A 15009-nucleotide genomic window follows, 5' to 3' on the forward strand; every position below is an offset into this window, starting at 1 on the left:
GTGTCATCGTCGCTGCGCTGGTTCGCCTGGCTCGCGCTCTGGGTCGCGCTCCCCTGCCTTGCGCAGCAGAAAGTGCACGTCATCGATCCGGTGCAGTCGCGCTTCGGGTTCGAGATCAAGACCCGCTTCGGCATGAAGATCGAGGGGTTCTTCCCGCGTTTTCGCGGTGAACTGGTGGAATTGCCGGACCGGCGCATGCAGGTGCGCTTCCGGCTGGACGCCTCCCAGGTGGAGATTCCGGGCAAGGACCGCTACACCAGCTGGATGCGCGGCGAGGATTTTTTCGACGTGGCGCGCTACCCGGTGGTGGAATTCGAGTCGCTGCCTTACGCCGAAGAAGTGGTCAAAGGCGGCGGCGACATCACCGGCAACCTGACCATCCGCGGAATCACCCACATCGAGACCCTGCATGTCGCACCGGCTGAATGCGCGCGGCCGGGCTATGATTGCGACGTGATCAGTCGAGGTACGGTCCTGCGTGGACGTTACGGAATGAATGCGTGGCAGATGGCCCTGGGCGACAGGGTGACATTCATTCTGCGTGGGCGGTTGCTGGAGGCGCGGCGCCCGTGAGGTTCCTGCTGAGGCTGCTTGTGCTGGCAACTCTGTTGCTCGGCACCGGATGCGCCGGCCTGTCGCAAACCGAACGTCATCGTGCTGTCGGCGTTGCCGCTGCGGCGCGCAGCACCGTGGTCAGCTGCACCCAGGCCAATCACTGCGCCCAGCCCTCGCCGCTGCGCACGCTGGGCGGCGAGGCCATCACTGCCTCAACACCGGCCGCGCCGCGGCATTACGCCACCATTGTCGACCACGGCGAAGAATCGCTGGTGGCGCGGCTCAACCTGATCCGCAGCGCCACCCGCAGCATCGACCTGCAAACCTATATCTTCGACAAGGACGACAGCGCGCGCATGATTCTGGACGCGCTGACCGACGCAGCCCAGCGCGGGGTCAAGGTGCGGATCCTGATCGATCAGCTGTCGGCAATCGCCGATCTGCAGATTCTCGGCGCGCTGGCCAGCACCCACGAAAACCTGCAGCTGCGCGTCTACAACCCCACCTTCGGCAAGGTCAAACTCAATTACTTCGATTACGCCGGCAGCGTGGTGTGCTGTTTCCGGCGCTTCAACCAGCGCATGCACAACAAGTTGCTGGTGGTGGACGATGTGCTGGGCGTGGTCGGCGGGCGCAATTACCAGGACGACTATTACGACTGGGACAGCGAATACAACTTCCGCGACCGCGACGTGATTGTGGCCGGCCCGGAAGTGCGCGCGATGGCGGCCAACTTCGATGCGTTCTGGCGCGCGCGGCGCAGCGTGCCGGCCGAGCGCCTGAACGATGTGGGCCGGCTGCTGCTGGAGCAGGGCGCGCCGCAGATGCCGCCCGCACAGTTCCGGCGCCCGGATCGGGTGGCGCGGGTGGACCAGGAAGCGCGCGATCCGCAGTTCGTGCGCGATGTCTTTGTCACCCCGGCGATACCGGTGCAGCGCGTGCTCTATGTGGCCGACCTGCCACAGAAGCATCGCAGGGAACACGCCGCCAAGGCGGTATCGACGGCGCCGGAACTGGACGGCCTGATCGCCGGCGCGCAGCAGGAAGTGCTGCTGCAAACGCCGTATCTGGTGTTGTCCGACGAGGCCCAGGCGATCTTCCGCGCGCTGCGCAAACGCCCGCAGCCGCCGCGCATCGTGGTGTCGACCAACAGCCTGGCAGCCACCGACAACCCCATCGTGTATGCGCTGTCGTACAAGTTCAAACGCCGCAACATGCGCGAGCTGGGCTTCAATCTGTACGAGTTCAAGCCGTTTCCGCTGGACGCGCCGGTGGATTACGCCAATCTGGTGCCGGACCCGCTCAATCCCGCCTCCGACATCAACGAAGACAGCCGCGACACTCGTTTGATCGGCGGCAGTGCGGCCGGCAATGCGATGCGTGGCAGCCGCGGTGCAGACACCCGCGGTACTGGCGGCAGCGTGATTCGCGGCAGCAGTGGCGCCGGCCGTGCGCCCGGCGGCAGCGAGGTCGATCGCCGCGTGTTACGTACCGAAACCCGGCCGTCGTTTCTGGGCACCCGCGCGGTCAACAAACCGCTGCCGGTGACCCGCGCCGGTGCGCGCATGGGGTTGCACGCTAAATCGCTGGTGGTGGATCGCCGCATCGGCGTGATCGGCACGCACAACTTCGATCCGCGCAGCGAGAACTACAACACCGAAGCGGCGGTGGTGATCGACGATGCGCGCTTTGCGCAGGCGCTGGCGGCCAGCATCGAGCGCGACATGAACCCGGAAAATGCCTGGACGGTGGCCCCGCGCGAAAAACCGCCGGTGTTGAGCGGATTGAACTACAGCGTGGGCAAGGTGTCCGAAGCGTTGCCGGTTCTGGACTTCTGGCCGTGGCGCTACGCGACCAATTACGAGTTCCAGCCCGGCCCCGACTGCCCGTTCCCGCTCAAGCGGCAGGACCCGCAGTTCCGGAAGTGCTATGTGGCGGTGGGCGACTTCCCCGAGGTCAACGTCGGCCCGAAATGGTTGCTGGTGCGCATGCTGACCGCATTCGGCGCCGGCCTGGTGCCGATTCTGTAATCGACAGCTAAGCGCAGCTGACAAAACCTACTGTGCTCGCCGCCAGCCAGGCGCGGCCTGCGCTCGGTGCGGCATCTACCACCCGTACACTCCGGCTCTGAGCGCGCGGTCCACACCCACGTGACAACTGCTCGCTGCGGTTTTTAGCCGCTCTAGGGCTGCAATCGTTCGACAGCAACAAGCGGCGTGCGCTGCCGGGAGCTGGTAAAACCACCCTGGCACCCGCCGGCGCGACCACTCCCGCCAATCCGGGGCAAGCAGCGACACCGACGATTGCAGTAGCCTTGAATCCACCAGACAGCGGCAGGCGTTGCACCAGCCGCAATCTCGCAGATGCTGTTGCGATTCCCGATTCCCGATTCCCGATTCCCGATTCCCGATCCCCAATCCCCAATCCCCAATCCCCAATCCCCAGCCCATGACCTTCCGCGCTCCCGTCGATCTCGCCGCCCTCAACGCCTCCAGCCGCAACACCCTGATCGAACAGCTGGGCATCGTGTTCACCGACGCTGGCGACGACTGGCTGCGCGCCACCATGCCGGTGGATGCGCGCACCAAGCAGCCGTATGGCCTGCTGCATGGCGGCGCCTCGGTGGTGCTGGCCGAAACCCTGGGCAGCAGCGCCGGCAATCTGTGCGTGGAGATGAGCACCCAGATGTGCGTGGGGCTGGAGATCAACGCCAACCATCTGCGCGCGGCCACCGAGGGACTGGTCACCGGCACCGCGCGCGCGGTGCATGTGGGGCGCAGCACGCATGTCTGGGACATCGTCATCGAAAATCCGGCCGCCAAGCGCGTCTGCGTCTCGCGTCTGACGTTGGCGGTGGTGGCGCGCACCAATGGCTGAACACGCCTGGCAGCTGCATGGGTGGAACAGCGCCATCCGCTGCCGGCACTGCGCCGCGGCCGAGCTGCTGTCACAATAGCCGTGCCTCCTTCCCCCGTTACCGGTCCCGTTCGTCGAATGAGCGAGTCATCCCTGGACGCCACGCGCGACGCTGGCGGCCCGCTGCGTTGGTTCCGGTACCTGTATCGGGTGCCGCTGCTGCTGCTGCATCTGTGTGTGTTTCTGCCGATCACCATGCTGTGCGTGGTGACGCCGCCGCTGGCGCGCATCCGCACCGGCCCCCAGGACACCCTGGACGAACTGATGATCCGCTGGTGGCAGGGCAACCTGATGCGTATCTTCGGGTTTCGTCTGCGCCGCTTCGGCACGCCGCTGTCGGGCGCCACCTTGTTCGTGGCCAATCACGTCAGCTGGGTCGATATCTCCATGCTGCATAGCCAGCGGGTGATGGGCTTTGTGGCCAAGCGCGAAATCGCCGGCTGGCCGCTGGTGGGCTGGCTGGCGGCCAAGGGCCAGACCATTTTTCATCAACGCGGCAACACCGAATCGCTGGGCGGGGTGCTGCTGGAAATGCTGCAGCGTTTGCGCAGTGGCAAGCCGGTCGGCGTGTTTCCGGAAGGGCGCACCCGCGGCGGTACCGAAGTGGGTCCGTTCCATGCGCGCATCTTCCAGGCGGCGGTGGAAGCCGGTGTGCCGGTGCAGCCGGTGGCGCTGCGCTACGGCGTGCGCGGCAATGCACAGGCGGTGGTGGCCTTTGGCGAGCGCGAGAGTTTCTTCGCCAACATCGTGCGCCTGCTCGGCGAGCCGTCGCGCCTGGCCGAACTCCATTTCCTGGAGCCGATCGGCGCGTTCGATATCGAAGGACGTCGCCGCCTGGCCGACACCTCGCGTCAACGCATCATCGCCGCGATGGAGTCCTGAGCCGGCGATGCACGCGCTCATCCACCCAGCGGCTGGCGTCCTCGTACCTGGCCCGATGCGCGCATGAACGCCTCCGACTTTCAGCCGCCGCGCTGGCTGCGCAATCCTCATGTGCAATCGGTGCTGGCCAGCAGCGGCTTGCGCCGGTTGCGCAGCCGCCAGTTGCTAAGCGCCAGCGGCGCGGTCACCAGCGAACATATTCTCGACGGCGGCGACGGCGTACGGCTGCAGGGCTGGATGAGCGTACCGCCCGGTGATGCGCCGGTGCGCGGTACCGTGCTGCTGCTGCACGGTTGGGAAGGCAGCGCCGATTCCAATTACATGCGGCTGACCGCCGCGCGCCTGCTCGGCCTGGGCTACCAGGTGTTCCGGCTGAACTTCCGCGATCACGGCGACACCCACCATCTCAATGTGGACCTGTTCCACTCTGATCGCATCGACGAGGTGGTCAACGCGGCCGGCGATCTGTGGCGGCGCTTTCCCGCGCCGCAGCTGCTGGCGGCCGGGTATTCGCTGGGCGGCAACTTCGCGCTGCGGCTGGCCTTGCGGGCACCGGCAGCGGGCCTGCCGCTGGCGCGGGTGGCGGCGGTGTGTCCGTTGCTGGACCCAGCCGCCACCATGGCCCAGCTGGAAAAAGGCCCGCAGTTCTACGACTGGTACTTCCGCCGCAAATGGCGCGAATCGCTGCTGCGCAAGCGCAAGCTGTTCCCGGACCAGCACGGCTACGACGACGCCACCCTGGCGCTGGACATGCGCGAGCTGATGGCCTGGCTGGCGGTGCAGCACACCGGCCACGGCTCGCTGGAAGCGTATTTCGACAGCTATTCGATCGCCGGCGAACGCCTGGCCGGACTGCAGGTGCCCTCGGACATCCTGATGGCCGAAGACGACCCGGTGATTCCGTTCGAGGACTTCGCCGGCTGGAAACTGCCGGCGCACGCGCACCTGGAAATCGCGCGTTGGGGCGGGCATTGCGGCTTTCTGGAAAACGCCCGCGGCGACGGCTTTGCCGAACGCTGGGTGGCCGAGCGGCTGGCGGCGCACACGTAGGTCGGCGCCGCAGCGCGCATCGTTACAATAGCGGTTTGTCCGGGACACGCCGCCGCCATGCAAGACGCCATTCTTCAAGCCCTGCGCCGCAATGCGGCCGACGATGCGGTGGTGCTGGCCCGCGAGTGGGCGACCACCGCGCCGGATAACGCGGCCGCGCACCGCTGGCTCGGGCTGTCCTTGCAGCAGCAAGGCCAACCGGCGCTGGCGCTGACCAGTATCGAAACCGCGCTGACGCTGACCCCGGAAGACGCCGATCTTCACCTGCTGCACGCCGGGCTGCTGCTGGCCACGCGCAATTTGTCGGCGGCCGATGCCGCGTTGTCGCGCAGTACCGCGTTGGACCCGAACCAGTTCAACGCCTATGTGATGCAGGCGCATCTGGCGGTGGGGCGCGGCGATCTGGACGACGCCGAGCGGCTGAGCCGTACCGCCGCACGCCTGGCGCCGGACCACCCGCAGCTGCTGGCGGTCGATGGCGTGGTGGAGATGCGTCGTGGCCAGAGCGACCGCGCGCTGTCGCTGCTGACCCGCGCTGCAGAGCAGTTGCCGGACGACCCGCGGGTGATGTTCGCGCTGGGCTTTGCGTATCTGCAGAAGGAACACTTCGCGTTCGCCGAGCGCGCCTTCGAGCGCGTGGTCGAGCTCAATCCGCCGGGCACTGCGCTGCGCGCGTTCATTGCCCAGCTGGCCCAGCGCCAGGGCCGCCTGGACGATGCGCTGACCGCGATGCAGGGCGTGCTGGCCCAGCCCGATGGCGACATCCCGGCGATGCGCCGGCTGGCCGGCGAGATGGAATTGCAGGCCGGTCGCCCCGATCAGGCGGCCGCGCATCTGCGTCTGGCGCTGGCCCACTGGCCGGCAGACCGGCGCACCTTGCATGCCTTGCTCACCGCCTGGGAGCGTCTGGGCGCGGTGGACGATGCGCGCGACACGCTGGATGCGGCGCTGGCCACCTCCAGCAATGCGCACGATCTATGGCTGGCGCGGCTGGCGGTGGAGCCGGTCGGCGGGCCGCAGGCGCAGGCGGTGATCGAGCGCTGGCTGCTGGGCATGCCCGAGCATCTGCCCGCGCTGGAAGCGCTGATGCGCGTGCACGACATGCAGGGCCACGCCGAGGACGCGGAAATGGTGGCGCGGCAGATCGTGGCGGTGGAGCCGGGCCGCATCAGCGGCGAACAGCGCATCGTCGAAGCGCTGCTGGAGCGCGACCCGCCGGCGGCGATCGCCTGTGTCGAATCCTTGATCGAGTCGTTGCCCGCACCGCAGCAGACCGTGCTGCGGCCGTGGTTGGGTCATGTGCAGGACCGTGCCGGCCAGCCCGACGCCGCGCTAGCCACCTGGATGCAGTTCCATCGCGAACAGGCCCAGCACCGACTGCCGTTGCCGCCGCAGGCTGCCAAACAACCGATGCAGTGGCCGGCGCTGGGCAGCATTCCTGACACCGTTACCGCGCGTCCGCTGTTTGTCTGGGGCACCCCGGGCTCGCATGTCGAACGCCTGATCGCGGTGATGGACGCCGCCACCCCGCTGGTGCGCGGCGACCGTTACGGCGCCACGCCGCCGTCCGATGCGTTGCAGAGCTACCGCAGCGTCGAGCAATTGGCATCCGGGCAACTGGCGCCGATGGCCTTGGTGGAAGGCTGGAAAGCACAGCTGCTGCGCCGCGGCATCGACGATGGCAATGTCATCGACTGGCTGCTGTGGTGGGACAACACCTTGCTCACCGCGCTACGCCCGCATCTGCCCGAGGGGCGCCTGGCGATTGCGCTGCGCGACCCGCGCGACATGCTGCTGGACTGGCTCTCGGCCGGCGCATCCTCGCCGCTGGCGGTGCAGTCGCCGCAGCAGGCCACCGACTGGTTGTTGGCGGCGCTGGAACAGCTGGCCGTGCTGCACGAACGCGATCTGTACCCGCACCGGATCATCCGCCTGGATGGCATCGAAAGCGACCCGCAGGGCATTTCCACCGCACTGGAGCAGGCGTTCGGGCTGAATTTCCCGCTGGTCGAACCGCGCGGCCCGGCCCGCCTGGCGTCCGGTCGCTGGCGCAGTTATCGCGGCGTACTCGGCGCCCAGTTCGACCTGCTCACCTTGATCGCAGTGCGCTTCGGATACCCGCAGGACTGAGGCACCGCCTGCGGCGTACATCTCGCAGCGCAAGGCTGTCGTAGGAGCGGACCCGGCCGCGACGAGGCGTTACCGATAGCGGTGAAGCCCATCGCGGCCAGGTCCGCTCCTACGGATGTTCGGATGGCGCAGTGCGCGTGGATGGCAGGCGAGATAAAGCGGGCTACAGATAACGATGGCAGCGATCCGCGCTGTAGCGGTGACAGTAGCGGTGACATAGGTACAGCTGGTGCGGTGCTTGCTGCGGCGCCGCCGCTCGCCATGGCATCGACGGAAGATCTGGAGCACTGACCAGCGCACGGCCTGCCGCTTACATCTCCCAGCCGCAGTGCTGTCGTAGGAGCGGACCCGGCCGCGACGAGGCGGTATCGATAGCGGTGAAGCCCGTCGCGGCCAGGTCCGCTCCTACGGATGTCCGGATATCCAGGTATCCGGATGGCGCGGCGCGCACGGATGCCGGGGGCGGATAACGATTCCAGCGATCCCTGCCCGGCGAAGTGGCATGCCAACGGTTGTCCCATTGCTCGCTCACGCGGCACTGGCCGCTGTGCACAACTTAAGCGCGCCTGACGACACGTGCACGCAACCGCGCCAGCCGCGCCACACAAGGTTCCACTGCAGCGGCTTCCGTTGCCGCGCCAATCCAGGCAGGCTGGGCGCTTGGATCCACGGAGACTTTGCATGCGTCTGACCAGCACCAGCATCGAAAACGGTAAGCCCATCGCGGTGGAATTTGCCGCCGGCACGCCGGATGGCTTCGCGCCCAACCGCAACCCGCATCTGGCCTGGAGCGATGTTCCGCAAGGCACGCGCTCGTTCGCGCTGCTGTGCCTGGACCCGGATGTGCCGACGGTGCCGGAAACGGTGGGGCGCCAGGATGTGCAGATTCCGGTCGAGCAGCCACGCGCCGATTTCGTGCATTGGGCGATGGCCGACATCCCCGCCGACGTGCACGAGATTGCCGCAGGCAGCTGCAGCGACGGCTTTGTTCCCAAGGGCAAGCAGCTGCCGGCTGGTCCGGCAGGCGCACGCCAGGGCCTGAACTCCTACACGCAGTGGTTTGCCGGCAACCCCGACATGGCCGGCGACTATCTGGGCTACGACGGCCCGTACCCGCCGTTCAACGACCTGCGGCTGCACCGCTATTTCTTCCGCGTGTTCGCGCTGGATGTGGCCACGCTCAGCCTGCCCGCCAGCTTCACTGCAGCCGATGTGCTGTCGGCCATCCAGGGTCACGTCCTGGCCGAAGCGGCGCTGCACGGCACCTACACGCTGAATCCATCGCTGCGCTGAGGACCGCATGGCCGCCAGGCTGCGCGGTCAGGGCGGCAACGAGTATCCAAGGAAGCTGCAAGCGCCGCATCCGCACGTTCTGTCCGGGCAATCCGGCCGACGTGCGGTTGCGCAAAGCCCGCGTGGACGCGCGCAATGATCCACTTCCGTCTAGCGGAGCGCTCCCGGAAAAGGTGCGTAGATGCCCGTCAAGCGCAACAACAGCGCGTATCGATCTGATGCATGCGTTGACTGGCCACTGCGCATCATCCTGGACGCAAGCCGATCCCCCGCACACGCGTGGTATGCGCGGATGTGCTCAGCCGGTAAGTTCTTTGCGGCGGGCCGGGGTGCCGGCGACCTGGTCTTGATGCCGTGCGACGCGCAAGCCAAAGAGCGCATCCGGCATGGCGTCTGCACCAGGCCACGATGACCGGGCCGCTGCTGTGACGGCACCCAGCTGGCCGACCGTCACGCGCATTGCAGCGCCGAGCGCGTCAACGCTGTCGATGCGCCAATCGCATCACCAATCGCGCAACGCTCGACGATTTCCGATTTCCGATTCCCGATTCCCAACTCCCAACTCCCAACTCCCAACTCCCAACTCCCAACTCCCAACGCTAGCCGCTCGCCTCGATCATCTGCTCCAGCACATACACCGGTGCACCCCCCTGACCGGCGGCTGGCCGATAGCGGGTGACGCGCAGCAGGGTGCGGATGCCGGCTTCGTGGTTGAAGCCTTCGATCCTGCCGTCGAAGGGTTGCCAGGATGCGGTCGCCGGCTGTGCATCGGTGCGCTCGCGCAGTTGCAGGCAGGCGCGCGGCCGGTCGTTGTCGCAGGGCACGGTGTCGGCGGCCACTTCGATCAGCAGCGTTTGCCCCGGCCCGCCGTAGCGGGTGGTTGCCGTGGGCACGCCGTTGAACAGTAGGCGGGTGCCATCGCTGCGGGTCAAGGTCAGCCGCGGCGCGGCTTGTGCGGTGTCCAGCGTCACCGCAAAGCGGCCGGACAACAGGTCGCTGGCGGCGCGTTCCTGGGACATTTTTCGCGGCTGCGCACACAGCCGCTTGCTCGATACCACGCGGCCGATCTGCAGTTGCGTCTCGGCCACGCTGTAGTTGGCACCGAGCGCGTTGCAGGTCTGGCTGACCTGGATGCGTTGATCGGCAAAGTCCAGTTGCAGCGGCGCGCTGCCGGCCACGAACAGGCTACGCAGAGCGGTGCCGTGCGCATCGCTGGCCTGCTGCAGCTGCCAGTGCTGCGCTTGCAAGGCGGCGCGTAACGGGACGTTGTCGCGCGCCGGCGCGGCCGCTGCGGTCGAGGCGGCAGTTGTGCCTGGCGCGGCGCCGTCGGCACCGGATGTCGCGCCCGAGCCGCAGGCCGTCACGCCCGCCGCCAGCAGGGCTGGGGCAAAGAACACGGCACGCATCGGCGGCTCCAGGCGATCAAGGCCTCAGTGATACCGCCAGCGTGCGGCGGCGGCAATGACCGGCGTCACTGCCCGCGCAATTGCCCTGCCGATCGCATCTACGGCGACGGGCAGGGCAGGTGCGTGTTGCGGTTCAGGCCGCGACCGGCAACCACAACAGCAGGGCGGCGCCGAGCACGATGCGATACACCGCAAACACCGTGAAGCGGTGCTTCTTGATGTAGCCCAGCAGCCACTTCACCACCACAAAACCGGTGATGGTCGCTGCCACGAAGGCCACCGCCACATCGGTCCAGTTCTCGCTGCCGAACCCGCCTTCCTTGTACATCTCCAGCAGCGCGTAACCGCTGGCCGCGAACATGGTGGGGATGCCGACCATGAACACGAAGTCCGCTGCTGCCGAGCGCTTGCTCAGGCCCAGCAGCATGGCCAGGAAAATCGCCGAGGCCGAGCGCGAGGTGCCGGGGAACACGCCGGCCACCACCTGCGCCAGGCCCACCGCAATGGCGACCTTCCAGGTGACCACGTCGTGCTCGGGCAGCTTGCCGGCAAAGTGCTCGGCCACCAGCATCCACAGACCGCCGATCAGCAGCGCCCAGGCTACCGGATGCACGGTTTCCGGTAGTTGCCAGCCGGCCTTGCGCACGATCAGCCCGACCACGGCAGTGACCATGAAGGCCACACCGATCTTGAGTACGTAGTCGCGGTTGGCGCGCTCGCCCAGGCCGGTGGCCAGGGTCCACAGCTTTTGCCGCAGCGCCAGGCAGATGGCCAGGATGGCGCCGGCCTGGATGACGATATTGAAGAAGTCAGAACGGCGTCCGAGCCATTGTTCGGCGATCAACAGGTGGCCGGTGCTGGAGATCGGCAGAAATTCGGTCAAGCCTTCGAGAATGCCCAGTAGCAGGGCGGAAATCAGATCGGACATCGGACGGGAGGGGAGGGTTGGGGGGGAGGCGTCAGGATAGTGCATTGCGGCATGCACCACATCGGTGCATGCTCAGCACAGGTAGCACCAATTTAGTGCTATCAAACCGTGAGCGGTCTCAAGCGATGCAAGCAAAATCAACGACTTGTAAACGTTAGTGATTTGGCATGGTCCCTGCTGTAGTCCCGCCCACGAGCCACTTCACTCCAATCCGAGGTTTCTTCCGATGTCCGTGGAAAACGTTGAAAAGCTGATCAAGGACAACAAGGTCGAGTTTGTCGACCTGCGCTTCGTCGATATGCGTGGTGTACAGCAGCACATCACCTTCCCGGCCAGCATCATCGAGCCGGCGTTGTTCGAAGAAGGCAAGATGTTCGATGGCAGCTCGATCGCGGGTTGGAAGGGCATCAACGAGTCGGACATGGTGTTGCTGCCCGACGCCGGCACCGCGTACCTGGATCCGTTCTTCGCCGATCCGACCATCGTGCTGACCTGCGACATCCTCGACCCGGCCACCATGCAGAGCTATGAGCGCGACCCGCGCGGCATCGCCAAGCGCGCCGAGGCCTACCTGAAGTCGTCCGGCATCGCCGACCAGGCGTTCTTCGGCCCGGAGCCGGAATTCTTCATCTTCGATTCGGTGCGCTTTGCCAACGACATGGGCCACACCTTCTTCCAGGTGGGCTCGGAAGAAGCGGCCTGGAACACCGGTGAAAAGTACGACGGCGGCAACAGCGGCTACCGTCCGGGCGTGAAGGGCGGCTACTTCCCGGTTCCGCCGACCGACACCCTGCACGACCTGCGTGCGGAAATGATCAAGACGCTGGAACAGGTCGGCATCGAAACCGAAGTGCACCACCACGAAGTGGCCACCGCCGGCCAGTGCGAGATCGGCACCAAGTTCAGCTCGCTGGTGCAGAAGGCCGACGAACTGCTGACGATGAAGTACATCATCAAGAACGTCGCCTACCGTAACGGCAAGACCGCCACCTTCATGCCCAAGCCGATCGTCGGCGACAACGGCAGCGGCATGCATGTGCACCAGTCGCTGGCCAAGGGCGGCAGCAACCTGTTCTCCGGCGACGGCTACGGCGGCCTGTCGCAGCTGGCGCTGTGGTACATCGGCGGCATCTTCAAGCACGCCCGCGCGATCAATGCCTTCGCCAACTCCGGCACCAACAGCTACAAGCGCCTGGTCCCGGGCTTCGAAGCGCCGGTGATGCTGGCCTATTCGGCGCGTAACCGCTCGGCCTCGTGCCGCATTCCGTGGGTCACCAACCCCAAGGCGCGCCGCATCGAAATGCGCTTCCCCGATCCGTTGCAGTCCGGCTACCTGACCTTCACCGCGCTGATGATGGCCGGCCTGGACGGCATCAAGAACCAGATCGACCCGGGCGCGCCCAGCGACAAGGATCTGTACGACCTGCCGCCGGAAGAAGAGAAGTTGATCCCCCAGGTCTGCTCCAGCCTGGACCAGGCACTGGAAGCGCTGGACAAGGATCGCGAGTTCCTCAAGGCCGGCGGCGTGATGAGCGACGACTTCATCGACGGCTACATCGCACTGAAGATGCAGGAAGTCACCAAGTTCCGCGCTGCGACCCATCCGTTGGAGTACCAGCTGTACTACGGCAACTGAGTTCCACCGCGGTGATGGCGGAGGCCCCCCCTCCCACCTCCGCCATCGCCGCACATGTTCGATGGCTCCCTGGCACCGCCAGGGAGCCCAGGGGTACGAGAGAGCACACCGTTCGCAACGCGCGGGCCTGACCTCTCCCACGAGGCGGATGCATGGCATCCGTCGGGGTCTGCGCGATCCGCGAACGATTGGATGCCGGGGTTGGCATCCAGGTGACTGACACCGCCGGGCGGCGCAATGCCGGCCGGTTCCTTCCACCTTTCGGGGTATGCGCATGAAATTGATCACCGCCATCATCCGGCCGTTCAAGCTCGACGAGGTCCGCGAGGCCCTGTCCGCCGCTGGCGTGTCGGGTATCACCGTTACCGAGGTCAAGGGCTTCGGGCGGCAGAAAGGCCACACCGAGCTGTATCGCGGCGCCGAGTACGTCGTGGACTTCCTGCCCAAGATCAAGATCGAAACGGTGGTGACCGACGACCGGTTGGACGCCGTTGTCGAAGCGATCCAGAACGCGGCCGGCACCGGGAAGATCGGCGACGGCAAGATCTTTGTGACTGCGATCGAGCAAGTGGTGCGGATCCGCACCGGCGAAATCGGCGCCGATGCGCTCTGAGTCCCCCACCTCTGGAGGTCGTATGAAGACAGCTCTGTTTGCCGGGTGGAAAGCCCGGTTCTATAGCGTGTGCATGCTGATGCTGTTCAGCGCGCTGGTGGTGGGCGGCATGGGCAGCGCGCAAGCGCAGTCCACCCCGCAGGTCACCCCGTTGCCGACCGAGCCGGTCACCACCGAACCGCTGCCGTCCGCGCAGCCGGCCGCCGCGCCGGTTGCTGCCGCCGAAGCCGCGCCGGTGGTCGACAAGGGCGACGTCGCCTGGATGCTGACGTCCACGCTGCTGGTGCTGATGATGGTGGTGCCGGGCCTGGCGTTGTTCTACGGCGGCATGGTGCGCGCCAAGAACGTGTTGTCGGTGCTGATCCAGGTCGCAACGGTGTTCTCGCTGCTCACCATCCTGTGGGTGCTGTACGGCTACAGCCTGGCGTTTTCCGGCGAAGGCCCGTGGATCGGCAATCTGGATAAAGCACTGCTCAAGGGTGTGACCATCGAGAGCCTGTCGGCCACCTTCACCAAGGGCGTGAGCCTGCCGGAATACGTGTTCGTCGCGTTCCAGGCGACCTTTGCCGGCATCACCGGCGCGCTGATCGTCGGTGCCTTCGCCGAACGCGCCAAGTTCGCCGCGGTGCTGCTGTTCTCGGTGATCTGGTTCACCTTCGGCTATCTGCCGCTGGCGCATATGGTCTGGGCAACCGGCGGCTATCTGTTTGCGCTGGGCGCGCTGGATTTTGCCGGCGGCACCGTGGTGCACATCAATGCCGGTATCGCCGGTCTGGTGGGTGCCTACTTCGTCGGCAAGCGGGCCGGGTTGGGGCGTGAGGCGATCAAGCCGCACAACGTGACCCTGACCTTCGTCGGCGCCTCGCTGCTGTGGGTGGGCTGGTTCGGCTTCAATGCCGGCTCCAACCTGGAAGCCAATGCCGGTGCGGCGCTGGCCTTCCTCAACACCTTGCTGGCCACCGCAGCCGCCATCCTGGGCTGGTCGCTCACCGAGAAGATCATCAAGGGCAAGTCGTCCGCCCTGGGTGTGGCGTCGGGCATGGTTGCCGGTCTGGTCGGCATCACCCCGGCCTGCGGCACCGTGGGTCCGTTCGGCGCCATCGTGATCGGCCTGGCGGCCGGCGTGCTGTGCGTGTGGGGCGTCACCGGTCTGAAGCGCCTGCTCGGTGCCGACGACAGCCTGGACGTGTTCGGCGTGCATGGCCTGGGCGGCATCATCGGCGCGATCCTGACCGGCGTGTTCTCGGCGGCTTCGCTGGGCGGCCAGAAGGGCGGCGATTACGACATGCTGCATCAGGTCGGTATCCAGGCCCTGGGCGTGGGCATCACCGTGGGCTGGATCGGTGTGGTGTCGGTGGTGGGCTTCCTGGTCGCCAAGCTGGTGTTCGGCCTGCGCGTCACCGAAGAAGCCGAGCGCGAGGGGTTGGACATCACCTCGCACGGCGAAGCCGCATACGAGTCCTGAGCATGCACACCCGCGGCGAGATCTCCGCGGGTGGCGCAACGACCCGGCCGGCGCTGCCCGCGCCGGGTTGGTTTCTGCCGCGGCCGATGCCGGCGCGGCCTTATTGCCGAGGTGCCTGCATGACCAGCCCCACGC

The 15009-nt window shown here is 66.6% G+C and carries 12 protein-coding genes and 1 other RNA gene; 11 read left to right on the top strand and 2 right to left on the bottom strand.

The features are described 5' to 3' along the window. The 8 genes from ACCQ06_RS01105 (at position 1) to ACCQ06_RS01140 (ending at position 8826) form a co-directional block, all read left to right on the top strand. On the top strand, positions 1 to 573 hold the full coding sequence (locus ACCQ06_RS01105) for a YceI family protein (RefSeq protein ID WP_104616256.1): 573 nt from the start codon (positions 1 to 3) through the stop codon (positions 571 to 573). Next, a complete protein-coding gene (locus ACCQ06_RS01110) occupies positions 570 to 2585 on the top strand; it encodes a phospholipase D family protein (protein ID WP_228324727.1) in 2016 nt (671 codons plus the stop codon). Before ACCQ06_RS01105 ends, ACCQ06_RS01110 begins: the two co-directional genes overlap by 4 nt. 73 nt (positions 2586 to 2658) lie before the next feature. Then, a non-coding RNA gene (locus ACCQ06_RS01115) (sX9 sRNA) lies at positions 2659 to 2734 on the top strand. A gap of 269 nt (positions 2735 to 3003) precedes the next feature. Continuing rightward, the gene (locus ACCQ06_RS01120) at positions 3004 to 3432 is read left to right on the top strand and encodes a hotdog fold thioesterase (RefSeq protein ID WP_316689901.1); all 429 of its coding nucleotides are present in this window, start codon (positions 3004 to 3006) and stop codon (positions 3430 to 3432) included. A gap of 21 nt (positions 3433 to 3453) precedes the next feature. Continuing rightward, complete coding sequence (locus ACCQ06_RS01125) at positions 3454 to 4353, top strand: lysophospholipid acyltransferase family protein (RefSeq protein WP_316689902.1); 900 nt, start codon at positions 3454 to 3456, stop codon at positions 4351 to 4353. A gap of 63 nt (positions 4354 to 4416) precedes the next feature. Further along, entirely contained in the window at positions 4417 to 5403 is a 987-nt protein-coding gene (locus ACCQ06_RS01130; protein WP_316689903.1) for a YheT family hydrolase, read from the top strand. 57 nt (positions 5404 to 5460) lie between these two features. Beyond that, on the top strand, positions 5461 to 7533 hold the full coding sequence (locus ACCQ06_RS01135) for a tetratricopeptide repeat protein (protein WP_316689904.1): 2073 nt from the start codon (positions 5461 to 5463) through the stop codon (positions 7531 to 7533). 681 nt (positions 7534 to 8214) lie between these two features. Further along, positions 8215 to 8826: a YbhB/YbcL family Raf kinase inhibitor-like protein gene (locus ACCQ06_RS01140; protein ID WP_316689905.1), complete on the top strand. Its 612-nt coding sequence runs from the start codon at positions 8215 to 8217 to the stop codon at positions 8824 to 8826. A gap of 599 nt (positions 8827 to 9425) precedes the next feature. Here the strand turns inward: ACCQ06_RS01140 and ACCQ06_RS01145 are convergent. Together ACCQ06_RS01145 and ACCQ06_RS01150 are read right to left on the bottom strand one after the other, a co-directional pair. Further along, positions 9426 to 10232: an META domain-containing protein gene (locus ACCQ06_RS01145; RefSeq protein ID WP_316689907.1), complete on the bottom strand. Its 807-nt coding sequence runs from the start codon at positions 10230 to 10232 to the stop codon at positions 9426 to 9428. A 133-nt stretch (positions 10233 to 10365) separates the two neighbouring features. Beyond that, positions 10366 to 11160, bottom strand: a complete 795-nt coding sequence (locus ACCQ06_RS01150; protein ID WP_316689908.1) for an undecaprenyl-diphosphate phosphatase — start codon at positions 11158 to 11160, stop codon at positions 10366 to 10368. 226 nt (positions 11161 to 11386) lie between these two features. Between ACCQ06_RS01150 and glnA the strand changes: the two genes are divergently transcribed. The 3 genes from glnA to ACCQ06_RS01165 all read left to right on the top strand — a co-directional run bounded on the left by glnA (position 11387) and on the right by ACCQ06_RS01165 (position 14874). Continuing rightward, positions 11387 to 12796, top strand: a complete 1410-nt coding sequence (glnA, locus tag ACCQ06_RS01155; RefSeq protein WP_316689909.1) for a type I glutamate--ammonia ligase — start codon at positions 11387 to 11389, stop codon at positions 12794 to 12796. 274 nt (positions 12797 to 13070) lie between these two features. After that, entirely contained in the window at positions 13071 to 13409 is a 339-nt protein-coding gene (locus tag ACCQ06_RS01160; RefSeq protein WP_002808480.1) for a P-II family nitrogen regulator, read from the top strand. A gap of 22 nt (positions 13410 to 13431) precedes the next feature. Then, complete coding sequence (locus tag ACCQ06_RS01165; protein WP_104616266.1) at positions 13432 to 14874, top strand: ammonium transporter; 1443 nt, start codon at positions 13432 to 13434, stop codon at positions 14872 to 14874. Positions 14875 to 15009: the final 135 nt, after the last annotated feature.

The organism is Xanthomonas sp. NCPPB 4467 (assembly GCF_041475665.2).
GTDB classification, from domain to species: Bacteria; Pseudomonadota; Gammaproteobacteria; order Xanthomonadales; family Xanthomonadaceae; genus Xanthomonas; species Xanthomonas dyei.